17 protein-coding genes and 1 pseudogene are annotated in these 23,596 nt (G+C 70.2%); 8 read left to right on the top strand and 10 right to left on the bottom strand.

Features of this window, described 5'->3' with window-relative positions; all coding sequences use genetic code 11:
- Positions 1-12 precede the first annotated feature (12 nt).
- The 4 genes from BKA15_RS01770 (at position 13) to BKA15_RS01785 (ending at position 3,892) form a co-directional block, all read left to right on the top strand.
- Complete coding sequence (locus BKA15_RS01770; RefSeq protein ID WP_179747820.1) at positions 13-555, top strand: SigE family RNA polymerase sigma factor; 543 nt, start codon at positions 13-15, stop codon at positions 553-555.
- On the top strand, positions 555-1,865 hold the full coding sequence (locus tag BKA15_RS01775; protein WP_179747821.1) for a hypothetical protein: 1,311 nt from the start codon (positions 555-557) through the stop codon (positions 1,863-1,865). The genes BKA15_RS01770 and BKA15_RS01775 overlap by 1 nt, the downstream gene beginning before the upstream one ends.
- A gap of 165 nt (positions 1,866-2,030) precedes the next feature.
- A complete protein-coding gene (locus BKA15_RS01780) occupies positions 2,031-2,558 on the top strand; it encodes a SigE family RNA polymerase sigma factor (protein WP_179747822.1) in 528 nt (175 codons plus the stop codon).
- On the top strand, positions 2,558-3,892 hold the full coding sequence (locus BKA15_RS01785) for a hypothetical protein (protein WP_179747823.1): 1,335 nt from the start codon (positions 2,558-2,560) through the stop codon (positions 3,890-3,892). Before BKA15_RS01780 ends, BKA15_RS01785 begins: the two co-directional genes overlap by 1 nt.
- Positions 3,893-3,953: 61 nt before the next feature.
- Here BKA15_RS01785 and arc read toward each other — a convergent pair whose 3' ends face one another.
- The 4 genes and pseudogenes from arc to BKA15_RS01805 form a co-directional block, all read right to left on the bottom strand.
- The gene (arc, locus tag BKA15_RS01790) at positions 3,954-5,696 is read right to left on the bottom strand and encodes a proteasome ATPase (RefSeq protein WP_179747824.1); all 1,743 of its coding nucleotides are present in this window, start codon (positions 5,694-5,696) and stop codon (positions 3,954-3,956) included.
- A 24-nt stretch (positions 5,697-5,720) separates the two neighbouring features.
- Positions 5,721-6,665, bottom strand: a pseudogene (locus BKA15_RS01795) (tRNA (adenine-N1)-methyltransferase); the annotation flags it as partial.
- A 31-nt stretch (positions 6,666-6,696) separates the two neighbouring features.
- The gene (locus BKA15_RS01800; RefSeq protein ID WP_179747826.1) at positions 6,697-8,184 is read right to left on the bottom strand and encodes an ABC transporter substrate-binding protein; all 1,488 of its coding nucleotides are present in this window, start codon (positions 8,182-8,184) and stop codon (positions 6,697-6,699) included.
- Positions 8,171-8,857 carry an HAD family hydrolase gene (locus tag BKA15_RS01805; protein WP_179747827.1) on the bottom strand — a complete coding sequence of 229 codons (687 nt, stop codon included), beginning with the start codon at positions 8,855-8,857 and terminating at the stop codon, positions 8,171-8,173. The genes BKA15_RS01800 and BKA15_RS01805 overlap by 14 nt, the downstream gene beginning before the upstream one ends.
- Before the next feature lie 293 nt (positions 8,858-9,150).
- Here BKA15_RS01805 and BKA15_RS01810 point away from each other — a divergent pair, with 293 nt between their 5' ends.
- Together BKA15_RS01810 and BKA15_RS01815 are read left to right on the top strand one after the other, a co-directional pair.
- Complete coding sequence (locus BKA15_RS01810) at positions 9,151-10,020, top strand: endonuclease domain-containing protein (protein WP_179747828.1); 870 nt, start codon at positions 9,151-9,153, stop codon at positions 10,018-10,020.
- Between the two features lie 103 nt (positions 10,021-10,123).
- Complete coding sequence (locus BKA15_RS01815) at positions 10,124-11,710, top strand: alkaline phosphatase D family protein (RefSeq protein WP_218871017.1); 1,587 nt, start codon at positions 10,124-10,126, stop codon at positions 11,708-11,710.
- Here BKA15_RS01815 and BKA15_RS34720 read toward each other — a convergent pair.
- Positions 11,691-12,110: a nitroreductase family deazaflavin-dependent oxidoreductase gene (locus BKA15_RS34720; protein WP_218871018.1), complete on the bottom strand. Its 420-nt coding sequence runs from the start codon at positions 12,108-12,110 to the stop codon at positions 11,691-11,693. The genes BKA15_RS01815 and BKA15_RS34720 overlap by 20 nt on opposite strands.
- Positions 12,107-12,691 carry a TetR/AcrR family transcriptional regulator gene (locus tag BKA15_RS01820; RefSeq protein WP_179747829.1) on the bottom strand — a complete coding sequence of 195 codons (585 nt, stop codon included), beginning with the start codon at positions 12,689-12,691 and terminating at the stop codon, positions 12,107-12,109. Before BKA15_RS01820 ends, BKA15_RS34720 begins: the two co-directional genes overlap by 4 nt.
- 161 nt (positions 12,692-12,852) lie before the next feature.
- On the opposite strand from BKA15_RS01820, the gene BKA15_RS01825 reads away from it, so the two are divergent.
- Together BKA15_RS01825 and BKA15_RS01830 are read left to right on the top strand one after the other, a co-directional pair.
- A complete protein-coding gene (locus BKA15_RS01825; protein ID WP_179747830.1) occupies positions 12,853-15,069 on the top strand; it encodes an NADP-dependent isocitrate dehydrogenase in 2,217 nt (738 codons plus the stop codon).
- A 122-nt stretch (positions 15,070-15,191) separates the two neighbouring features.
- Positions 15,192-16,061 carry an NAD(P)-binding domain-containing protein gene (locus tag BKA15_RS01830; protein ID WP_179747831.1) on the top strand — a complete coding sequence of 290 codons (870 nt, stop codon included), beginning with the start codon at positions 15,192-15,194 and terminating at the stop codon, positions 16,059-16,061.
- Here the strand turns inward: BKA15_RS01830 and BKA15_RS01835 are convergent.
- The 4 genes from BKA15_RS01835 to metH all read right to left on the bottom strand — a co-directional run bounded on the left by BKA15_RS01835 (position 16,058) and on the right by metH (position 23,578).
- Complete coding sequence (locus BKA15_RS01835) at positions 16,058-16,900, bottom strand: class I SAM-dependent methyltransferase (protein WP_218871019.1); 843 nt, start codon at positions 16,898-16,900, stop codon at positions 16,058-16,060. The genes BKA15_RS01830 and BKA15_RS01835 overlap by 4 nt on opposite strands.
- A gap of 10 nt (positions 16,901-16,910) precedes the next feature.
- The gene (locus BKA15_RS01840; protein ID WP_179747832.1) at positions 16,911-17,480 is read right to left on the bottom strand and encodes a TetR/AcrR family transcriptional regulator; all 570 of its coding nucleotides are present in this window, start codon (positions 17,478-17,480) and stop codon (positions 16,911-16,913) included.
- An 81-nt stretch (positions 17,481-17,561) separates the two neighbouring features.
- Positions 17,562-18,425 (bottom strand): SDR family NAD(P)-dependent oxidoreductase, encoded by an 864-nt coding sequence (locus BKA15_RS01845; protein ID WP_179747833.1) that lies wholly within the window; start codon positions 18,423-18,425, stop codon positions 17,562-17,564.
- Between the two features lie 1,640 nt (positions 18,426-20,065).
- On the bottom strand, positions 20,066-23,578 hold the full coding sequence (gene metH, locus BKA15_RS01850) for a methionine synthase (RefSeq protein ID WP_312878789.1): 3,513 nt from the start codon (positions 23,576-23,578) through the stop codon (positions 20,066-20,068).
- Positions 23,579-23,596 lie beyond the last annotated feature (18 nt).

The raw sequence follows: 23,596 nt of genomic DNA on the forward strand, positions 1-23,596 counted from the left end.
ACGGGAGGATCAATGGCACGACGCGATGCCGAGTTCACGGAGTACGTCGACGAACGCAGACCGACGCTCCGGCGGGCCGCGTACCTGCTCTGCGGGGATTGGACGCAGGCCGAGGACGTCGTCCAGGTCGTCCTGATGAAGCTCTACGTCGCGTGGCCCCGGGTGCACCGGGACCGGGCCGACGCCTACGTACGGCGGATGATCGCGCGGACGGCGGTGGACGAGTGGCGCCGGCCCAGCCGGCGGGCCGTACTGCCCGGTGACGCCCTGATCGACCTGGTCCCGGCCGCACCCGCCGGGGTCGGCTACGAGGAGCGTTCGGTGCTGCTCGCCGCGCTCCGACAGCTGCCCGGGCGGCAACGCCAGATCGTCGTGCTGCGGCACTGGTGGGGCTGCTCGGTCGCCGAGGTCGCCCGGGACCTGATGATCACCCAGGGCACCGTCAAGAGCCAGACCGCCCGGGCCCTGGTCCGGCTGAAATCGATCCTCGGGCCGCCAGCCGGCCAACCCTCCCCGCCTTCCCCGCCGCACGCCGAGCTGATCGGAGAATCCTGATGAACGACCCGCAACTGCGCCGCGAGGACTTCGACGACTGCTTCACCGGCGAACCCCCGTCACCCTCCGCCGCCGGTGACGTGGTCCGCGGCCGACACCTGCTCCGCCGGCGCCGCCGGACGGCCGGCGGTGTGGTCGCCGGGATCGTGGCCGTCGTCGTGCTCGCCGTACCGCTGCTGACGTCGCAGACCTTCGGACCGGGTCGTTTCGATCCGGCCGAAACCCCCACCGCCGTGCCGACGGCCACGATCATGCCCTCGGCCTGTACGCCCGAGACGATCTCGGTCAAGAACGCCATCAACGCCCCGGACCAACGACCGATCGAGCAGATCGAGCTCCAGCCGTCCGAGGAGAACGGTGAGCAGGTGATGGTCCTCGCCGTAGCCGCCACGGGCGAGATGCTGCTCGAGGTCGGCCGGGATGCGACCAGCAAGAACGATGTCGTCGAACTGTCGCCCGGCCGGCTCTACATCGAGGATCCGGTGACCGGGCAGCGCACCCCGGTACGTGGCGACGACGACCTCATCCCGAAGACCCAGACGTTCTTCGCAGCGTTCGATGAGAGATTCGTGATCTGGATCGACACCCCCGACACGACCGTCAATTCCTCGGCCTGGAACATGTACGCCTTCGACCGCGTGACGGGCAAGATCAGCAAGGTTGCCGGGTCGGACACGGCACCCGACGAAGACCTCGCCCCCCACCGGGCAACGCTGTGGAACGGGACGGTCTACTGGTACGAGGTCCGGGACACATCGGGTAACCAGCCCGTCCAGTTCAACATCTACAGTCGCAAGCTCGACAGCGGGGAGCCGACCCGGTTGCTCGTCGAAAACGTCCACGATCCTGTTGCCGGGGACGGTTGGCTCTACTACCAGGCCTACACCACCGACCCCGAAGCCGGCTACACCATCTACCGGATGTCTCTGGCCGACGGGAAGTCGGAGATCTTCCACCGCGAGACGGACAAATCAGGCGCGGGGCTGGCCGCAGCGGGGGACCTCGTCGCCTGGGTGGAGGGCGAGGATGTGCTGGTCTATCGGGGAACCACGAGGATCGCTCGGGTCGACGGCAAGGGTGTCCGACCGGGAGACCTGTCGGTCGGCGACAACATGATCGGGTTCGTGACCGGCGACAACGGAGCCAACGACGACATGCTGCTCGATCTTCGCAACGGCTGCCGGCTGCACCACCTGGCCAAGGCCGAGGGAATGGCTTCGGTCCGGATCGCCGGCCGAACCATCGCCTGGTCCGTGCCCGATCCGGACCAGCCGGACCACCGTGCGGATTACATCGGCCGGCTGCGCTGACCTCCTCCCGCAGGACCCCGGTGCTCTCCCCTGGCGCCGGGGTCCTGACCTTCGGTCGTGATCCTCGCTCGTCGGAGTGCGATTTCGTGGCCTTGACAACCGAATCGGCCGCCGCACCGTATAGATGGCACGAGGGTTCGACGGGGTCCCGACTCGGGAGGATCGATGGCACGGCGCGATGCGGAATTCACCGAGTACGTGGCGAAGCAACGAACGACCCTGCTCCGTGCCGCGTACCTGCTCTGTGGTGACTGGGGACTGGCCGAGGACGTGGTCCAGATCGTCCTGGTCAAGGCCTATCTGGCCTGGCCGCGGATCCGCAAGGAGCAGGCCGACGGCTACCTGCGCCGGATGATCGCGCGGACCGCGATCGACCAGTGGCGGTCGAACCGCCGTTCGGTGCTGCCGGGCGGCGACGTGATCGACACCTCTTCGGCCGCTCCGGAAGGCATGGCGTACGAGGAGCGGCACGCGCTGCTGGAATCCCTTCGCCTGCTGCCGGCGCGACAACGCCAGGTCGTGGTCCTGCGGCACTGGTGGGGCTGTTCGGTGGCCGAGGTCGCCCGGGATCTGCGGATCACCGAGGGGACGGTGAAGAGCCAGACCGCCCGCGCGCTGGAACGACTCAAGGTCCTCCTCGCCGCGCCACCCGACTCGTCGAAGCCCAAGACGGAAATGATCGGAGAATCCTGATGTCGGACGATCTCCAGCTCAACCGGGACGACTTCGAGGACTGCTTCGCCGGTCAACCCGAACCCGTCTCGCCCGCCGAGGATCTGGCCCGCGGTCAGCGCCGACTGCGCCGCCAGCGGAGGCTGGTCGGAGGCGCCGTCGGAATCGTGGTCGCGATCCTCGCGATCGCCGTACCCGTCGTCACGTCGCAGGCCGGCCGCCCCAGCTTCGACCCGGCCGTGCCGCCTTCGGCCGTACCTTCGACGGCGCCGACGTCGGCTGCACGGGTCCGTGCCTGCACCCCGGGCATGATCTCGATCGCCGATGCCGTCACCGACCCGGCCCAGCGGCCCGTCGCCGATCCGAAGCTCCGCCCGGCCGAGGAGGACGGCCAGCGGGTCCGGGTGCTCGCGGTCGCGCCGAACGGTGAGGTTCTGCTGGAGGTCGGCTACCAGCCCGGCGCCGCGAACGTCGACCCGAATGAGCCGACGAAGCATCCGCAACCCGGCCGCTTGTACGTCGAGGACCCGGACACCGGGCAGCGCACCGAGATCCGCGGCACCGACGACCTGCACCCGCGCCGCGCCACTTTGTCCGCAGCGTTCGACGAGAGCTTCGTGGCCTGGATCGAACAGGGCGACCAGACGACCGGTTGGGAGATCTACGCGTTCGACCGCTCCACGAAGAAGATCAGCCGCGTGGCCCGGTCGACCAGCGATCCGACCGACTTCGATCCCGCTCCGCACGAGGTACGGCTTTGGAACGGCTCGGCCTATTGGGCCGAGCTGCGTGGCGAGGCCGACCCGAATCCGGGCACCAACATCTACGGCCGCCGACTCGCGAGCCGCGAGCCGGTCCGGCTGGTCGCCGAGAACGCCATCAGCCCGGTGATCACCGAGGGTTGGCTCTACTACCGGCCCTATTCCGGGGAGGATCGCGGCTTCCGCCGCACGTCGCTGACCGGCGGGAAGACCGAGCCGGTCCACCAGGGCGCCGGCGGTGGCGGTCTGACCGCCTTCGGCGACCTGACCGCCTGGATCGATGACGCCGAGGTGGTCGTCTACCGCGGCTCCACCCTGATCGCGCGGATCCTTCCGGGCAAGGGCCAGACGCCTGCCTCGGTCGTCGCCGGCGACGACGTGCTCGCGATCGTCACGCGGGACACGGTCCGCACCCGCGAGAACACGATCCGGCTCGGTCTGCTGCTCGATCTCCGGGGCGGCTGCCGGCTGCACCAGCTGACCGATCTCCCGGAGCGGGCCGCCGTACAACTGGCCGGGCGGACCGTCGGCTGGACGGTGCAGGACCCGGACCGCGACGACGGCACGGCGTGGTACTCCGGTCGCCTCCGCTGAGGAGTACCGACGACGAAGGCCCCGGGTTCCTGCGAACCCGGGGCCTTCCTCGCTGTCGTCCTTAGAGATATTGGCCGGTGTTGGACACGGTGTCGATGGACCGGCCCGGCTGGGTGCCCTTGGAGGACGAGATCAGGGTGCGGATGAAGACGATCCGCTCCCCCTTCTTGCCCGAGATCTTGGCCCAGTCGTCCGGGTTGGTCGTGTTCGGTAGGTCCTCGTTCTCGGCGAACTCGTCCCGGCAGGCCTGCAGCAGATGCTCGATCCGCAAGCCCCGGACCCCGGTGTCGAGCAGGTCCTTGATCGCCATCTTCTTGGCCCGGTCGACGACGTTCTGGATCATGGCGCCGGAGTTGAAGTCCTTGAAGTACAGGACCTCCTTGTCGCCGCCGGCGTACGTCACCTCGAGGAACTGGTTGTCCTCCGACTCGGCGTACATCCGGGTCACCACGCGGTCGATCATGGCCGCCGTGGTGGCCACCGGGTCGCCCTCGAACTCGGCAAGATCATCGGCGTGCAGCGGCAGGCTGGGCGTCAGGTACTTGCTGAAGATCTCCCGGGCCGCCTCGGCATCCGGTCGTTCGATCTTGATCTTGACGTCCAGCCGGCCCGGGCGCAGGATCGCCGGATCGATCATGTCCTCGCGGTTCGAGGCACCGATGATGATCACGTTGTCCAGGCCCTCGACGCCGTCGATCTCGCTGAGCAACTGCGGCACGATCGTGTTCTCGACATCGGACGAGACGCCCGAGCCGCGGGTCCGGAACAGCGAGTCCATCTCGTCGAAGAAGACGATCACCGGCATGCCGTCTGACGCCTTGTCGCGGGCCCGCTGGAAGACCAGCCGGATGTGCCGCTCGGTCTCGCCGACGTACTTGTTCAGCAGCTCCGGGCCCTTGATGTTGAGGAAGAAGCTGCGCCCCTCCTGGCCGGTCCGCTCGGTCACCTTCTTGGCCAGCGAGTTCGCGACCGCCTTGGCGATCATGGTCTTGCCACAGCCCGGCGGGCCGTACAGCAGGACGCCCTTGGGCGCCTTCAGCTGGTGCTCGGCGAACAGTTCCTTGTGCAGGTACGGCAGCTCGACCGCGTCGCGGATCGACTCGATCTGGCCGCCCAGGCCGCCGAGATCGTCGTAGTCGATGTCCGGTACGTCCTCCAGCACCAGTTCCTCGACGTCGAGCTTCGGGATCCGCTCGTAGGCGAAGTGCACCCGCCGGTCGATCAGCAGCGAGTCGCCGGACCGCAGCTGGGTGGAGCGCAGGGCCAGGCCGAGCCAGACGATGCTCTCCTCGTCGCCGTGCCCGACCACGAGCGCGCGCAGCCCGTCGTCCAGCACCTCCTTGAGCAGCACCACCTCGCCGACCCGGTCGTAGCCGAGCACGCCCACCACGTTCAGCGCCTCGTTGACCATGACCTCGCGGCCCGGCTCGAGCAGGTCCGCCGAAACGTCCGGGCTGACGCTGACCCGCATCTTCCGGCCGGCCGTGAAGATGTCGGCCGTACCCTCGGAGCCGTCCTCGGGCGCCCCGAGGAACACGCCGAAGCTCGCCGGCGGCTGCGCCAGCCGGTCCACCTCGGCCTTCAGGGCGACGATCTGGTCCCGCGCCTCGCGCAGGGTCGAGGCCAGTCGATCATTGTTGGCCGCCGTGTTCCGGGCGTCCTGGCGGGCTTCCGCCAGTCGGCGTTCGAGGACGGCGATGTCGTGTGGATGGGCCGCGATGCGCTCGCGGAGGCGATCCAATTCGGCTCTCAGGGATGCGATCTGGGCTACCAGGACGTCCCGGCCTTCGTTCGGTGTGGTCACTCCCCCTCACCTCCTCCGAAGACCTTACCCGGCAGCGGAACTCCCACCCGGTAATTGATCACCGTCCTGGGACGCAGCGTCGTCCGGGGCCGTCGGCCCGTTCTGACCCGCGGCCCGGGGGCCGTCGTAGTCGGCGCCGTACGCTCCCGGGGCCGGGCGGCGCTTGCGTACCGGAGCGGTCTCGCCGGGGGCCAGCCGCCGGCTGGTGATCAAGAACCCGGTGTGGCCGACCATCGTGTGCTGCGGCCGGATCGCCAGCCCCTCGGCCTGCCAGCCGCGGATGATCGACTCGGTCGCCTCCGGCTCGGTGTAACCGCCGTGCACCCGGAGCGTCTCGACCACCCGGCCCAGCTGGGTGACCGTTGCCACGTAGCAGCAGAACACGCCGCCCGGGACCAGCACCCGGCCGGCCGCCTCGACGCAGTCCCACGGCGCCAGCATGTCCAGCACCACCCGGTCCACCTGGCCCGGATCCTCGGCCGCCAGCCGCTCCACCAGGTCGCCGGTGATCAAGGTCCAGGCCGGGTGCTCGGCGCCGAGGAAGTTCCGCACGTTGCGGGCGGCGACCTCGGCGAAGTCCTGCCGGCGTTCGTACGAGATCAGTCGGCCGGTCGGGCCGATCGCACGGAGCAGGCTGAGGGTCAGCGCGCCGGACCCGGCGCCGGCCTCGATCACCCGCGCACCAGGGAAGATGTCCGCACCGGTGACGATCTGGGCGGCGTCCTTGGGGTAGACCACAGCGGCGCCGCGCGGCATCGTCGTGGTGAACTCGCCGAGCAGCGGCCGCAGCACCAGGAACTGGGTCCCGCCCAGAGACCGGACCACCCGGCCCTCCGGCCTGCCGATCAGTTCGTCATGATCGACGACACCCTTGGCGGTGTGGAACTTGGCGCCCTCGGCCAGCACGATCGAGTGCCGCCGGCCCTTCGGGTCGGTCAGCGTGACGCGCTCGCCGGCGCGCAGGTCGCCGCGGCGGACGCCGGAGTAGTCCTGCGTCGGTTCAGCCACCGCTCATCCCCCAGAATCCGAGTTGCCAGCCGGGACCGAAGGAGAGCGGGTCGACGTCGACCCCGACCCGGATGAACAGATATTCGTCGCTCTGACTGATCGGCAGCACGGTCAGATCGGCCGCCGCCTTCGTCTGCAGCTGCGCGATCACGGTCTGCGCCTCCGCGTTGTCCGAGGTGGCCCGGTACTGCGCCTCCAGCGTCTGGACCGCGGTCCTGCTCGACTCCGGCGGCGCGGACAGGTATGGCTGCAGCCAGGCCACCGGGGTCGCCGACCAGGCCTTCCGGTCCGCCAGGGTCAGATCGGCCTCGGTGGCCAGCGGACGGATCCGTACGCTCAGGCCGCCGGTGTCCTCCAGCCGGCTGCGGATCTGGTTGGCCAGGTCCCGCTCGTCCGGGCTGGTCGGGTCGTAGGAGAGTGTGAGCTGGATCCGCTTCGCCCAGGTCACACTCGGCTCCGCCACGCCGCCGACCGGGAAGCTCGACACGTAGCCGGCCACCGTGGGCGGGACGATCGAGTCCAGCGTCCGGTCCGACTGCAGGGCGAGCGCGATCGCCTTGCGTACCGCGGCATTCTGGCCGGCCCGCGACTCCGGGTTCCAGATCAGCTGCTGCACCCGAGCCCCGGGCAGCTCGCGGCTGGTGAAGCCCTCCGGCGAGTTGGGCGCCGCCGTCGCCTGCTGCCGCAGCCGGGTCACCGCCGCCGCGTTGAGGCCGCGCCAGACCACGTCGACCTCGGCGTCCGCGATCGCCTCCTCGATGACCCCGGAGTCCGGCTCGGTGCGATAGACCAGTCCCTGCAGCCGGCCCGGCGTCCGGCCCTTGTAGCCGGTGAAGATCGCCAGCTGCAGCTCGTTCTCGGCGAACCGGCTGACCTGGTACGGACCCGAGCCGACGATCGGCTGGTCGGCCGGCCGGAGCTCGTCGGCGTCGTACGTCTCCTCGTCGACGATCGAGGCGCCGATCGAGGCCAGCGCCCAGCGGAACTGGCTGTCCGGCCGGCTGAGCACGAACTCGACCGTCAGCGGGTCCGGGGTCTGGATCCGGCGCAGCGAGGTGAACAGGATCGCCGACGAGTTCGGCACGTCGAGCCGGATCAGCCGCTCGATGCTGAACTTCACGTCGCTCGAGGTGAGGTCGTGCCCGTTGTGGAACTTCAGGTCCGTGCTCAGCGTGCAGGTGTAGACCGTGGCCGAGGTGTACATGCAGTCCCGCGACGCGGCGTCCGGCTTGGGCGTGCTGCTGCCCGGATCCGCCGTCATCAGGCGCTGGTAGACGTTCTGGGCCAGGATCGCCGAACCCTGGTCGACGACGCCGGCCGGGTCGACCACCCGGATCGGGTCGGTCGACATCACGGTGAACGGCCGCTTCGGGCTCGGCGTCGGCACCGGCGGCGTGTCGTTCGGCACGTAACACCCGCCCAGCAGCAGACCGGCCGCCGCGACCAGTGCGGCGATCCGGCCGGTGCTACGACTCGGCATTGATCTCCTCGAGCAGCCGGGCCACCGCCTTCGCGTCCAGCTCGGTCATCGACCGGACGTGGACCCGGCGCGGCGCCGACGGGATGTGCACCAGGTTCTCCACCGCGACCACGACGGCCCCGGCCGTGTTGCCGGACCGGGCCCCGGTGCCGGAATCCTCGAACACCACGCAGTCGTGCGCGGCGACCCCGAGCTTGCGGCACGCGGTCTCGTACGGTTCCGGATGGGGCTTGCCGTTGGTCACCTCGTCGCCGGCGACCGACGTCTGGAACGTGCCCGGCGGGAGGCGCTCGATCGCCGCGTCCAGCAGCACCCGGTAGGAAGCCGAGACCAGCGCGCACGGCACGCCGGCCTCGTTCAGGGAGGCGAGCAGCTCGAGCGCGCCCGGCCGCCACGGCACCTCGCCGCTCTTGAACTGCGCCACCACGCGGGTCAGCAGTTCGTCGACCACCCAGGCCGGGTCCAGGTCGGTCCGGCCGATCGTGTTCAGGATGTACGCCCCCGAGTCGAGCAGCGAGTTGCCGACCAGCTGCTCGGCATGATCGTCCGACCACTCGTGACCGAGGCTGCCGACGAGTTCGTACTCGGCGGCGACCCAGAGCGGCTCGGTGTCGGCCAGGGTGCCGTCGAAGTCCCACAGGGCGGCGGCGAGGCTGGGCAGCGAGTTCGTCATCGGGTCTCTCCTGCGACGTTCGGGCGCACCAGGCCGGAGCGACGGGAGCAGGCGGTCGGGAAGCGGCGGAATCCGCGAGAAGCATTCATGGCGCGGCCATTCTCGCAGACAGCGCCACCCTGGAATCCGGCCACCACTCGGCGCCATCCTCCGGCTTGCTCGGCGTGTCGCGCGTGCTGGATCCACTGGTGGTCGAACTCCAGGTTTCCACAGTCCGCACTGGCCGACGCGCGTCGTCCACAGATCTCCGCCGGCCTGAACGATAGGGAGGATTCCTGCGCAGATTCCCGACCATGAAGCATTCCGACGTGGTGACGCTGCTCCGCCGGCACGGGCTGGTCGACCGTCGCCGCCGCCCCGAACTCGCTGCTCAGATCGACTGGCTGGCCCGGACCGGCCGTCTGGTTCGGATCCTGCCGTCGATCTATGTGGCGGCCGCGGACGCCGCAGTACCCGAGGTCCGGATCCAGGCCGTTGTGGCGTGGGACCCGGACGCGGTGATCACGGGAGCGGCCGCGGCCCGACTGACCTATCTGCCCAACCTGCCAGTGCCGGAGGTCGGGTTCACCTCGAAGCGCCGGTGCCGTGCGCGGGGATTCCTGATGCAGCGCCGGCGCATCCCATCGCAGTTGATCATGGAACGTCATGGTCTCCGCTGCACGGTGCCCGCCCTGACCGCGCTGGACCTCTGCCGGACGCACGGCGGCGACGCGATCGACACGGTGCTGCGGACCAGGGCAGCAACGCTGACCCAGCTGTGGGACGCCCTGCGGCTCACGCCTGAGCGGCCCGGCAACCTCGAACGCCGGCGCCTCCTGATCGACTCCCGCTCCGAGCCGTGGTCGGAGGCCGAGCGGCGGTTCCACCGACTGCTTCGGGCGGCCGGCATCAACGGTTGGGTCGCCAACCGCCGCGTTGCTGTGCACGGGCGGACGTACTACCTGGACGTCGCGTTCGACGAGCACCGGGTGGCGCTGGAAGTGGACGGGCTGATCCACGTCACCGCTGGTTCGTTCGAGCGGGACCGGAGCCGGCAGAACGATCTCGTGCTCGCCGGGTGGCTGGTGCTTCGCTTCACCTGGTCGATGATCACGGAGCAACCCGGCGCGGTGGTGTTGGCGGTGATCACGGCCCTGGAATCGCGCCGCCAGTCCGCCAGTTGATCGATGACACGCGACGATTCGGCCAACGGGTCACGACTGCCGGTGGAATTCCAGGGTCGACTGGGCGGCCAACCTGCGGCAGCGGTCGGCCAAGGTTCGCCGGGTGGTCATCCGGCGGCCGACCCGGTGGTCACGCCGGCTTCCGACGCTGTTGATCATGAGCCTCCCGCGCCGCTCCTTCCTGACTCTGGCCGCCGGCACCGCCGCAGTCGGCTCCGCCCTCCCGATCACTGCCGCCGCGGCCCCGCCGCCCCGGCTGGACGACCCGTTCACGCTCGGCGTCGCCAGCGGCGACCCGCTGCCCGACGCCGTAGTGATCTGGACCCGGCTGGCGCCGAAGCCGCTCGAGGCCGGCGGCATGCCGGCCCGCACCTACCGGGTGGAATGGCAGGTCGCCACCGACGAGAACTTCCGCCGGGTGGTCCGCTCCGGCATCGCGCCGGCCACGCCCGATCAAGGACACAGCGTGCACGTCGACGTCCGCGGCCTCGAGCCGGGCCACACGTACTGGTACCGGTTCCGCCAGGGCGATCACCTCAGCCCGGCCGGCCGCACCCGCACCGCACCGGCCGCCAAGTCCGACCCGGCCAGGCTGCGCTGGGCCGTCACCTCCTGCCAGAACTGGGAGGCCGGCTATTACAACGCGCACCGGCACCTGGCCGCGGAGGACCTCGACTTCGTGGCGTTCCTCGGCGACTACATCTACGAGGGCCGGCCGAACCCGAACGCGCTGCGGACGCACGAGGGCACCGACGAGCCGTACTCGCTGACCGACTACCGGAACCGGCACGCGCAGTACCGCACCGATCTTGATCTTCAGGCCGCACACGCCGCGCACCCGTTCATCTGCACGCCCGATGATCATGAGATCGACAACAACTGGGCCGACGACATCCCGCAGGACCCGGACCAGCAGACGCCGGAGGCGTTCCGGGCCCGCCGGATCGCGGCGCTGCAGGCGTACTGGGAGCACATGCCGTTCCGCCGGAGCTCGCGCCCGGACGGCCCGGACATGCAGATCTACCGGGCCTTCCGGTTCGGCCGGCTGCTCGACGTCCCGGTGCTGGACACCCGGCAGTACCGGTCGGACCAGGTTCGCACGCTGGCCGAGGCCGAGGCGCCCGGCCGGACGATCACCGGCGAGCAGCAGGAGACGTGGCTGCTGGACCGGCTGACCTCCTCGCCGGCCCGTTGGAACGTGCTCGCGAACCAGGTCATGTGGGCCCAGAACGACCGGACCGCCGGCCCCGCGGAATCCTTCGACTTCGACAATTTCGACGGCTACCGCTGGCAGCGGCGCCGGCTGCTGAACGAGTTCCGGCAGGTACGGAACCCGGTGATCATGACCGGCGACCGGCACTGCACCTGGGCCTGCGACCTGAAGACCGACTTCGACCACGAGGGCGCGGAGGTGGTCGGCGCCGAGTTCACCGGGACTTCGATCACCTCCGGCGGCGACTCCGACCCGGTGGCCTTCCACCGGACCTACGACCCGATCATGGCCGACAGCCCGCACTGGCGCTACATCGACAACCAGCGCGGCTATCTGATCATGGAAGCCGACCGGAAGCAGCTGACCACGAAGCTGCGGCTGGTCGACACGGTGACCAGGCCCGAATCGCAGGTACGGACCGCGGCGACGTTCGTAGTCCTCGACGGAGTGCCCGGCATCACCGACGTGTCTGCTTGATCAACTTCTCCGGCCGGGCATCCGCCGGTACGGCGAGCGCAACGAACTCCTCGACCCGGACCAGCCGCATCATCCAGGCGGCCGGTCCGGGCAGCAGCGGCAGCGCGTCGGCGGCCGCGAGCCGGGTCGGCGCCGACACCCGGTAGGTTCGGCCCGACCGAGTCAGTTCACCCGATCCGTTGGCCTCGAGGTTCCGGGCCCAGTCGGCGGCGCTGTCGTACACCAGACCGATCAGGAAGCCCTGCTCGGTCCGGTACGCCTGCACCGGCGTCCGGTAGCGCCGTCCGCTGCGCCGCCCCACGTGGTGCAGCACGGCGAGCGTCGGCATGCGCCGGGCCAGCGGCACCAGCACCGGGTTGATCACTGGGCCGAGGGCCTTGAGGGCGGGGGGCATCGTCATCGTCGTTCTCCTCCGGTACGTAGTCCGTCCATGATCAATTCCAGGTAGCGGCGCCAGCCGGTGCCGGACCGGTCCGCGGCGGCGCCGATCATCGCCATCAGCACCGGCAGGTCGTCGACCCCGATGTCGGCCCGCAGGCTGCCGTCCGCCCGGGCCCGGTCCAGGACCTGCCGAAGCTTCGGCCGCAGCCGCCGCAGGGTGGTCGCGAACTGGTCGCCGGCCCGTTCGTCGGCCAGCAGCACCTCGCGCAGGCCACGGTCCTCGGCATGCAGCACGGCCAGTCCGGTGATCAACTCCGCGAGCCCGTCCCCGGACGGCCCGTCGCTGCCGGCGGTCCGGTCGGCCAATGCCTCGACCTCGGCGATCCGGTCCTCGAACAACGCGCCGACCAGGGCGGCCCGGTTCGGGAACTTGCGATAGACCGTGCCGACTCCGAGCCCCGCCCGCGCCGCGACGTCGTCCAGCGTGACCTGCAGCCCGCGCTCGGCGAACGCGGCCTTGGCGCTGGCGATGATCAACTGGCGGTTGCGTTCGGCGTCTCGGCGGAGCGGGCGACCGCCGGCCTCGGGTTGCTTCGGCACCCGGCCAGCCTAGCACTAACCGGAGGTATGACCTCCGCTTCTCGGAGGCGCCCGAACCTGGCAGACTCGCACCAGGCTCCCGCGGGCCCCTTCGGAGCGTTCGGGCCCGTGGGATATCTTGACATCAAGACAGCGAGAAGGACCGTTAAGGAGAGACCGTCTTGTCCAAGATCATCTACACCCTGACCGACGAGGCGCCGCTACTCGCGACGTACTCGTTCCTCCCGATCATCGAGGCCTTCACGAAGGGCGCCGGGGTCCAGGTGGAGACCCGGGACATCTCGGTCGCGGCGCGCATCCTGGCGGCGTTCGCCGATCGGCTGCCGGCCGACCAGCAGGTCCCGGACTCGCTGGCCGAGCTCGGCGAACTGGCCACCACGCCCGAGGCCAACATCATCAAGCTGCCCAACATCTCGGCCTCCGTACCGCAGCTGAAGGCGGCCGTCGCCGAGCTGCAATCACAGGGCTTCGCGCTGCCCGACTACCCCGACGAGGTCGAGTCCGACGAGGACGCCGAGGTCCGGGCCCGCTACGACAAGGTCAAGGGCTCCGCGGTCAATCCGGTGCTCCGCGAGGGCAACTCGGACCGCCGGGCACCCGCCTCGGTGAAGAACTACGCGCGCTCGCACCCGCACTCGATGGGCGCCTGGACCGCCGACTCCAAGACCAACGTGGCCCATCTCGACGCCGGTGACTTCCGCAGCAACGAACAGTCGGTGGTGCTGCCCGCCGAGGACGTGCTGACGATCAAGCACACCGCGACCGACGGCACCGAAACGATCTTGAAGGACGGCCTGAAGGTGCAGGCCGGGGAGGTCGTCGACGCCACCTTCATGAGCGCCAAGGCGCTGGACGCGTTCCTGACCGAGCAGATCGCCCGGGCCAAGGCCGACGGCGTGCTGTTCTCGCTGCACCTCAAGGCCACCATGATGAAGGTGTCCGACCCGATCATCTTCGGGCACGCCGTACGGGCGTTCCTGCCGAAGGTCTTCGAGGCGTACGGGACCGAGCTGGCCGAGGCCGGCCTGAGCCCCAACGACGGCCTCGGCTCGATCCTGGCCGGGCTCGCCGAACTGCCGAACGGCGCCGAGATCAAGGCCGCGATCGAGCAGGGCCTGGCCGACGGGCCGGCGTTGGCGATGGTCAACTCCGACAAGGGCATCAGCAACCTGCACGTGCCGAGCGACGTGATCGTCGATGCTTCGATGCCGGCCATGATCAGGACCTCTGGGCACATGTGGGGGCCGGACGGGAACGAGGCCGACACCCTGGCGGTGCTGCCGGACAGCTCGTACGCGGGGATCTACCAGGTGGTGCTCGACGACTGCCGGGCCAACGGCGCGTTCGACCCGGCCACCATGGGCTCGGTGCCGAACGTCGGGCTGATGGCGCAGAAGGCCGAGGAGTACGGCAGCCACGACAAGACGTTCGAGATCGCGGCCGCCGGCACCGTCGCGGTGATCAACTCCGCCGGCGAGACCTTGATCAGCCACGAGGTCGAGGCCGGCGACATCTGGCGGGCCTGCCAGACCAAGGACGCCCCGATCCAGGACTGGGTCAAGCTCGCCGTGACCCGGGCCCGGGCCACCGGCTCGCCGGCGATCTTCTGGCTGGACGAGACGCGGGCCCATGATCGGAACCTGATCGAGAAGGTGAAGACGTACCTTGGTGATCATGACACCGACGGCCTGGACCTGCAGATCCTCGCCCCGGTGGACGCGATCAAGGTCTCGATCGACCGGATCCGCAAGGGCGAGGACACGATCTCGGTGACCGGCAACGTGCTCCGGGACTACCTGACCGACCTGTTCCCGATCTTGGAACTGGGCACCAGCGCCAAGATGCTGTCGGTGGTGCCGCTGATGAACGGCGGCGGCCTGTTCGAGACCGGCGCCGGCGGTTCGGCGCCGAAGCACGTCCAGCAACTGGTCAAGGAGAACTACCTGCGCTGGGACAGCCTGGGCGAGTTCCTGGCGCTGGCCGAGAGCCTGCGCCACCTCGCCGAGTCCACCGACAACGCGCGCGCCCAGGTGCTGGCCGACGCGCTGGACGGGGCGACGGAGACGCTGCTCAACGAGAACAAGTCACCGTCCCGCAAGCTCGGCTCGATCGACAACCGGGGCAGCCACTTCTACCTGGCGCTCTACTGGGCGCAGCGGCTCGCCGCCCAGACCGAGGACGCCGAACTGGCCGCGACCTTCACACCGGTCGCCCAGCGGCTCACCGAGCAGGAGTCCGCGATCGCGGCGGAGCTGCTGGCGGTGCAGGGGTCACCGGCCGACATCGGCGGCTACTACCGGCCCGACGCCGCGAAGACCTCGGCCGTGATGCGGCCGTCGCCGGTGCTGAACGAGGCGATCGACACCCTCCGGGGCTGATCTCGACGAGGCCCCTCCCCGGCGCGCGCCAGCCGCTCGGGGAGGGGCTTTCTCGTTACCCGGAACGGTTTCCGAGCGCCCGGCTTGACCTGAAGCTCACTTGAAGTTGAACCCTGGGAGCCATGGAGAACTTCACGGATCCCAGCCCGGTCTCGATCCTCGGCACCGGTGCCATCGGTACCGCCGCGGCCCGCATCCTGCTGCGTGCCGGGCAGCCCGTCGTGGTGTGGAACCGGACCCGGCAGCGCACCGCTGAACTGGCCGCGGCGGGCGCCGGGGTCGCGGACTCCGCCGCCGCGGCGCTCGCGGCCGCGCCGCTCAGCCTGCTGACCTTGACCGATCACCGAGCCGTGGCTGCGGTCCTCGACCAGGCCACCGGCGAACTGCCGGGGCGGACCGTGATCACGCTGACCACGGGGTCACCGGAGGACGCGCGCCGGACCGCCGACCGGGTCGCGAATCTCGGCGCGGACTACCTCGATGCCGGGTTGCAGACCAGTCCGGAGGACCTCGGCACCGCCGCCGCGACGATCCTGTACTCCGGGCTCGAGGACGCGTTCGCCCGGCATCGGGCCACCCTGGCACGCCTGAGCACCCCGCGCTATGTCGGGCCATCCCCGGACGCCGCGGCGGTCTGGGACCTGGCTCTGTTCGGTGTCTGGTACGACGCCCAGCTCGGCCTGCTGCGGGCCTTGGACACCGCGAGGGCGTACGGAATCGAGCTGACCGAGTTCACCGAGACGGCCGCCGCCCAGCTCCGCCACGTGGTCGACGGTGCGCCGACCACTGCGGCCGAGGTGGCGACCCGCGACTATCCGCGCGGTCCGGCCACCTTGGCCGAGCATCTGCCGGTGCTCGACCAGCTCGGTGAGCTCCGTACCGGCAATCGGCTCGCCGACGGCGGTCTTGGCCAGGCCGCGGAGCGGATCCGGCAGCTGATCGGCGCGGGCCACGGGCAGGACGGGCTGTCGGCCCTGCTGCGGGTTTCCTAGAACTCGAGGCGGTAGTAGCGCGCCATGTTGGCCAGCGCCGGCAGGTTCTTGCCGAGCGTGGCGAGGACCCGGTAGCGCGCTGACAGCACGGAGAAGTCGCTGGCGGCGAAGACGCCGACCGCGTCGGTGCAGCGCAGTCGCCAATGGATCGTCTCCAGCTCGGTCGGCCAGTCGATCCCCCAGTGCAGCGTGGCCTGGGCCTTGTGCACGGCGCCGTTCAGCCGCTGCATCCTGATGCCGAGCTGGCTGAACCCGTCGAAGATCAACTGGCCGGAGGAGAACGTTTCGACGAGCCGGCGCAGCAGGGCCCGGCCGTCGGTCTCGGTCAGGTAGTAGACCAGGCCCTCGGCGACCACCAGCGTCGGCCGGTCCCGCGGCACCTCGGCCAGCCAGGCGGGGTCGGTCACCGACGAGGCGATCATGGTGCTGCCGGCGCGATCGCCGAACAGGGTCCGCCGCAGTTCGATCACGTCCGGCAGGTCGATGTCGTACCAGGAGACACCGGGGCCTGGGTTGACCCGCCAGACCCGGGTGTCCAGGCCGCAGCCGAGATGCAGCACGGTCGCGGTCCGGTGCCGGGCCAGGAATTCCCGGGTCCAGCCGTCCAGGAACTCCGCCCGCATCGCGACCGAGTAATGATCACCGGGCCGCAGGCCGGTCCGGGTCGGGTCGAAGTTGATCTTGTCCAGGGTCTCCGCCGACAGCATGTCACCGAGGATCGGGTCCGGTGAGCGCGCGTCCAGGGCGCGTCCGTACAGCGTGGCGAGCATGGTCGCCTCGGCGCCACGAAGTTCCACCCGGGGCCCGTCCGCGGCCGTCGATCGAGCAGAGTCGGTCACGGTATCGATCCTAGGCCGGTCCGCCGCCGCGGACGAGAGTGATCAACTCGTCGATGAGATCGTCCGGTCCCGGCGCGCCGGGCCGCTTGCGGAGATGACCGGATAGTTCGAGGTCGACCAGGCCGTGCGCGGTCGACCGGAGCAGGGCGACCAACCGCTCGGTGTCGCGCGGCAGTGCGTCATCCTCGGCCTGGGCCGAGGCTACGGCCTCGGTGATCGTGGCGACCGCCTCCTGCGCGGCGCTCTCGAGCTCGGCGTGCGGGCCGGTCCAGGCGCCGAACACCAGCCGGAACCGCTCCGGGGCGGCAATCGCCCAGCCGACGTAAGCCCGCAGCGACGCGCCGATCCGAGCGGCCCCGGTCTCCCCCGCCGTCGCGTCGGCCAGCCGGCCCGCCAGCACCCGCAGCTCACCGGCCGCGAGGGCCGCGAGCAGATCGCGCTTGTCCTGGAAGTGCTTGTACGGGGCGTTATGTGAGACGCCGGCCCGCCGGCCCACCTCGCGCAGGGTGACTGCCGCCGGCCCGCCCTCGTCCAACAGGCCGGCCGCGGCGTCGATCAACCGGTCCCGGGTCGTGGTCACGGCCCGAACCTATCGGGCCCGGGACCCGACGCGTTCCGTGAGCCAGTCGAAGGGCAAGCCCGACCTGGTCCTTCGACAGGCTCACGACACGTCGGCCGGCAGCCCGACCAGCCTCGCGCTCTCGTCCCAGAGCCGCTCGACCCGCGCGGGATCCGTCGTATGGTCGGCGGTCGGCACCGCGCGCCGGCGCAGGTAGTACTTCCCCGTGACGCCGGCGACCTCGGGCGCGGTGGCCAGCCAGTACGGGTTGTCGGCTCCCTCGTCCAGGCTCTGCGTGAACGGGTTGATCATGACCGTGAAGAGACGAAGCAGGCCGGTGGAGCTCCGGCCGAGGCCGGTCTGGTCGACGATCCCCGGATGGCCGCCGTTGACGGTGATCTTGGTCTTGGCGAGCCGGGCCGCGAGGGCGTACCCGAACATCGCGTTCATGTTCTTGGTCCGCCCGTACCCGACGAACGGCCGGAAGCTGGGCACCGGCCCGAGGGCCCGATGATTGCGGCACTCCAGGTCGTCCAGGTCGACCGGCGTCCGCCGCAGCCCGCCCGGATGTGCGCCGACGATCACGAACCGGGCCGGCCGGTCGCCGAGCCGCTCGGCCAGGATCCGGAGCAGGACGTACGGAGCCAGGTGGTTCGTGGCCAGCATCAACTGCCGGCCCTCGCTCGTGGACGCGTCCAGCGGCGCGATCACCGCGGCGTTGTTGATCACGACGTCCGGCAGCGGCTCCAGCCGCTCCGCCAGCGCCCGTACCTCCGCCGCCAGTGACAGGTCGGCGACCTCACCGCCCAGATCCGCGCCCGGCACGGCTCCGGCGATCCGCCTCCGGGCCCCGTCGATCCGCTCCCAGGCCCGGCCGACCAGGACCACCGAGTGACCGGCCTCCGCCAGCCGCAGACTGATCCGCTCCCCGATCCCGCCCGTCGCACCGGTGACGACAACACGCATCCCAACACCTCCACACTCACGTAGGTTGACACTGTCAACCTTACTCGGGAGGTTGCCAACGTCAACCACTCGGTCGCGGGGAATCTTGAGGGACAAGGGCTGGACGACGGCGTCATCGGGGTGAACAGATCGAGGCGACCGGCACAAGCCGGAGCGGCGACCGGACCCGTGGCCGACAGGGAGAGCAGGCAACGAGGAGGCCGGTGACCGGACCGGGCGGCAGTACGGCGACAGAACTGAGCGGGCCGACCGGAGCCGACCGCGCCGAGCCAGACGACCCGGTCGAGCGGACGCTCGGCGCCCACAGCCAAGCGGATCAACCGAGCCGACCAGGTCAACTGGCTCCAAGCCAAGCTGGTGCGCAGAGCCGAGCGGAGCCCGGACGCACTCGCGGGCCGTAGGGGCGGCCAGTGCGAGCGGAGCAACGCGAGCCAGCCGAGCCGAGCTGGATGGGAACATGCCATGCGAGCGCCCACGCCGAGCCGACGCAGAGACGAACGGTCCCGGACGCACGCGCGGGCAGAGTGAGGACCAAGCGGCAACAGAGCGAACGAGCGGGACCACTCGAGCGCCACGGACTCGACAACCGGCCCGATCGGCACGACTGGCCCTACTTGAGGTCATGCCGAATGGGACGAACCGGCGGGGCGCCGACCACGACCCGCCAACCGAGCCGACCAACGTCCCGGCGGCGGCCTCCAGCTTCCGCGGGCTGGCCCGGCGTCCGCGGCGCAGGGGCAGCATGGGTCGCCGGGGTCACCGAGCGGACGCCTTGACCGGCAGAACCTGGCCGAAATCGGGCCAAAGGGTCCGCTCAGTGCCATCGTGACCGGTCAGCCCGGGTCGGCTCTGTCATTGCTCCGCTGAGTCCACCGGGTCAGCCACCCGACCCAGTCAGCTTCGACGGCCGGCCCACTCGCCACCCAGCCCAACTCGACCAGCCCGCTCGCCCCACCCAGCCCACTCGACCAATCCGCTCGGCCCACCCAGCCCGCTCGACCAACCCAGCCCGACTCAATCAGCCCGGTTCATCACTCAGGCCGCCCGCTCAACTCAGGCAGCCGGCTCGACCAGCCCGGCCCGGCTCGACCCCCAGATCGACTCAATCAGCCCGCTCGACTCGGCAGCCCGCTCGCCCCACCCAGCCCGACTCAGTCAGCCCGGTCGGCTCAGGCGGACCGCTCGCCTCCGGCAGCCGCTCGACTCAGGCAGCCCGCTCGACCAGCCCGGCCCGACTCGACCCCCCGACTCAGTCAGCCCGTTCATGACTCAGGCAGCCCGCTCGACTCAGGCAACCCGCTCGACCAACTCAGTCGAATCGACCAGCCCCTCGGCCGGCACCACCCAGCCCGACTTGACCAGCGCTCGACCCACCCAGCCCGACTCGACCACCCCCAGCGCGACTCAATCAGCCCACTCGACTTGGGCAGCCCACTCGACTCTGGCAGCCCGCTCGACTCGGGCAGCCCGCGCTACCAACTCGGTCGAATCGACCAGCCCGCGGCCCACCCAACCCGGCTCGACCAGCCCCGCCAGACTCGATCAGCCCGGGCTCACTCAACCGTCACCAACCCCACCCACCGGTCACTTCCGCAGCGACACGCCGACAAAACGCCTGCTTTTGTGACTGGTCGGCGGGTTTAGCGGGCGTTGAAGTACTTGGCTTCGGGGTGGTGGACGACGAGGGCGTCGGTGGACTGCTCGGGGTGCAACTGCAACTCCTCGGACAGCTCGACGCCGATCCGTTCCGGCTCGAGCAGGTCGACCAGCTTGGCGCGGTCCTCCAGGTCCGGGCAGGCCGGGTAGCCGAAGGAGTAGCGGGAGCCGCGGTAGGCCTGGTCTCGGATCATGTCGTCCATCGCGCCGTCGTCGCCGGCCAGGCCGAGGTCGGACCGGATCCGGGCGTGCCACAGTTCGGCCAGCGCCTCGGTCAGCTGGACGCTCAGGCCGTGCAGCTCGAGGTAGTCCCGGTAGGCGTTCTTCTCGAACAGTTCCGCGGTCGCGCGGGACACCGCCGAACCCATCGTGACCAGGTGGAACGCGATCACGTCCGGCCCCTTGGCCACAGCCAGGTCGCGGTCGCGGAAGAAGTCGGCCAGGCAGAGGTACCGGCCGCGCCGTTGCCGCGGGAACGTGAAGCGGTGCAGCTCGGCGCCCGGGTCGGTGACCTCGCCGCCGGGGCGGAGCACGATCAGCTCGTCGCCGTCGCTGTAGCAGGGCCAGTAGCCGTACGTCACCGCGAACTCGGCGATCGAGTCGGTCTGGATGCGGTCCAGCCACATCCGCAGCCGCGGCCGGCCCTCGCGCTCCACCAGCTCCTCGTACGACTCGCCGTCGCGGGAGCCCTTCAGGCCCCACTGGCCCATGAACGTCGCCCGCTCGTCCAGGTAGCCGGCCACCTCGGCCAGCGCGATCCCCTTGACGATCCGCTCGCCCCAGAACGGCGGCGTGGGTACGTCCACGTCGCGGGCCACATCGGAGCGGGCGGGCAGCTCGACCCGCTCCTCCACCGCGACCGCGGACGCGGCCTTGGCCTTGACCCGTCGCTCCCTCGGGGCCGGCAGTGCGGCGCCCTCCTCGCCCCGCTTCACCGCCATCACGGCGTCCATCAGCCGCAGCCCCTCGAACGCGTCCCGGGCGTAGCGGACCTCGCCGTCGAACACCTGCCGCAGGTCCTCCTCGACGTAGGACCGGGTCAGCGCCGCACCGCCCAGCAGCACCGGGAAGTCCTTCGCCATGCCGCGGTTGTTCAGCTCCTCGAGGTTCTCCTTCATGATCACAGTCGACTTCACCAGCAGCCCGGACATGCCGATCGCGTCCGCCTTGTGCTGCTCGGCAGCCTCGATGATCGTGGTGATCGGTTGCTTGATGCCGAGGTTGACCACGGTGTAGCCGTTGTTGGTGAGGATGATGTCGACCAGGTTCTTGCCGATGTCGTGCACGTCGCCCTTGACCGTGGCCAGCACGATGGTGCCCTTGCCGGCGTCGTCGGTCTTGTCCAGGTGCGGCTCCAGGTAGGCCACGGCGGTCTTCATCACCTCGGCCGACTGCAGGACGAACGGCAGCTGCATCTCGCCGGAGCCGAACAGTTCGCCGACCACCTTCATGCCGGCCAGCAGGTCGTCGTTGATGATCGCCAGGCCGGGCTTCTCGGCCAGGGCAAGATCAAGATCATCGGCCAGGCCCTTGCCCTCGCCGTCGATGATCCGCCGCTTCAGCCGCTCGGTGACCGGCAGCTTGGCCAGCTCGGCCGCCCGCTCGGCCCGGGTGTCGGCCATCTTCACGCCGGAGAAGATCTCCAGGTAGCGCTGCAGCGGATCGTAGTCCTCCCGGCGCCGGTCGTACACAAGATCAAGAGCGACTTCCCGTTGTTCGTCAGGGATCCGGGCCATCGGCATGATCTTGGCCGCATGCACGATCGCCGAGTCCAGACCGGCCTCGACGCACTCGTGCAGGAAGACGGAGTTGAGCACCACCCGGGCGGCCGGGCTGAGCCCGAACGAGATGTTGGACAGGCCGAGCGTGGTCTGCACCTCCGGGTAGAGCCGCTTCACCTCCCGGATCGCCTCAATCGTCTCGATCCCGTCCCGCCGGGTCTCCTCCTGGCCGGTGGCGATCGGGAAGGTCAGGCAGTCGATCACGATGTCGGAGGTCTTCAGGCCCCAGTTGCCGGTCAGGTCCTCGATCAGCCGCTTCGCGACCCGTACCTTCCACTCCCGGGTCCGAGCCTGGCCCTCCTCGTCGATGGTCAGCGCCATCACCGCGGCGCCGTGCTCGACCACGAGTTCCATGATCTTGGTGAACCGGGAGTCCGGCCCGTCGCCGTCCTCGTAGTTCACCGAGTTGATCACCGCGCGGCCGGCCAGGCACTCCAGCCCGGCCTGCAGCACCGCCGGCTCGGTGGAGTCGATCACGATCGGCAGGGTCGAGGCGGTGGCCACCCGGAACGCGAGCTCGCGCATGTCGGCGGCGCCGTCCCGGCCGACGTAGTCGACGTTGAGGTCCAGCAGGTGCGCGCCGTCGCGGATCTGGGACCGGGCGATCTCGACGCAGTCGTCCCAGCGCTCCTCGAGCAGGGCCTCGCGGAACGCCTTCGAGCCGTTGGCGTTGGTCCGCTCGCCGATCGACAGATAACTGGTGTCCTGCCGGAACGGCACCTCGGCGTACAACGACGCGGACGCGGCGACCGGCTGCGGGGTCCGCTCCTGGACCGGCCTGGAATGGAGCCGATCCACGACGTGCCGCAGGTGCTCCGGCGTCGTGCCGCAACAGCCGCCGATCAGCCCCAAACCGAACTCGCCGGCGAACTGTTCCAGCGCGTCGGCCAGCTCGACCGGCGTCAGCGGGTAGCGGGCACCGTCGGCGGTCAGCTCCGGCAGGCCGGCGTTGGGCATGCAGGCCACGCCGATCCGGGCGTGCCGGGACAGGTGCCGCAGGTGCTCGCTCATCTCGGCCGGGCCGGTCGCGCAGTTGAGCCCGATCAGGTCGATCCCGAGCGGCTCCAGCGAGGTCAGGGCGGCACCGATCTCGGTCCCGAGCAGCATCGTCCCGGTGGTCTCGACGGTGACGTTGACGATGATCGGAACGTCCCGCCCGGCCACCTCCCGGGCCCGCTTCGCCGCGACGGTCGCGGCCTTGGTCTGCAGCAGGTCCTGCGACGTCTCGATCAGCACGCCGTCGATCCCGCCGGCCAGCATCGCCTCGACCTGCCGCTGGTAGGCGTCCCGCAGCTTCGCGTACGTGACGTGGCCGAGGGTCGGCAGCTTGGTGCCGGGGCCGACGCTGCCGAGGACGTACCGGGGGCGGTCGGGGGTGGCGTACCGGTCGGCGGCGCGGCGGGCGATCCGGGCGCCGGCCTCGGCCAGCTCCTCGATCCGCTCCGGGATGTCGTACTCGCCGAGGGCGGAGAGGTTGGTGCCGAACGTGTTCGTCTCGACCGCGTCCACGCCGACCTCGAAGTAGGCCGCGTGGATCGCCTCGACGACGTCCGGCCGGGTCACGTTGAGGATCTCGTTGCAGCCCTCGAGCTGGTCGAAATCGTCGAGCGACAGGTCGTACGCCTGCAACATCGTGCCCATCGCGCCGTCGGCGATCACGACCCGCTCGGCGAGCGCGGTTCGAAGGTCCGGGTTGGCTGCGCTGTACGAACTCACCGACCGAGGATAGCGACG

It is taken from the genome of Microlunatus parietis, assembly GCF_013407955.1.
GTDB lineage: Bacteria > Actinomycetota > Actinomycetes > Propionibacteriales > Propionibacteriaceae > Microlunatus > Microlunatus parietis.

Excerpts from the sequence above, each read along its gene's own strand:
- BKA15_RS01805 (WP_179747827.1), bottom strand. The coding sequence starts at position 8,857 with ATGACGAACTCGCTGCCCAGCCTCGCCGCCGCCCTGTGGGACTTCGAC.
- BKA15_RS01775 (WP_179747821.1), top strand. The coding sequence starts at position 555 with ATGAACGACCCGCAACTGCGCCGCGAGGACTTCGACGACTGCTTCACC.
- BKA15_RS01830 (WP_179747831.1), top strand. The coding sequence starts at position 15,192 with ATGGAGAACTTCACGGATCCCAGCCCGGTCTCGATCCTCGGCACCGGT.
- BKA15_RS01770 (WP_179747820.1), top strand. The coding sequence starts at position 13 with ATGGCACGACGCGATGCCGAGTTCACGGAGTACGTCGACGAACGCAGA.
- BKA15_RS01810 (WP_179747828.1), top strand. The coding sequence starts at position 9,151 with ATGAAGCATTCCGACGTGGTGACGCTGCTCCGCCGGCACGGGCTGGTC.
- BKA15_RS01785 (WP_179747823.1), top strand. The coding sequence starts at position 2,558 with ATGTCGGACGATCTCCAGCTCAACCGGGACGACTTCGAGGACTGCTTC.
- BKA15_RS01780 (WP_179747822.1), top strand. The coding sequence starts at position 2,031 with ATGGCACGGCGCGATGCGGAATTCACCGAGTACGTGGCGAAGCAACGA.
- BKA15_RS01845 (WP_179747833.1), bottom strand. The coding sequence starts at position 18,425 with ATGCGTGTTGTCGTCACCGGTGCGACGGGCGGGATCGGGGAGCGGATC.
- BKA15_RS34720 (WP_218871018.1), bottom strand. The coding sequence starts at position 12,110 with ATGACGATGCCCCCCGCCCTCAAGGCCCTCGGCCCAGTGATCAACCCG.
- BKA15_RS01800 (WP_179747826.1), bottom strand. The coding sequence starts at position 8,184 with ATGCCGAGTCGTAGCACCGGCCGGATCGCCGCACTGGTCGCGGCGGCC.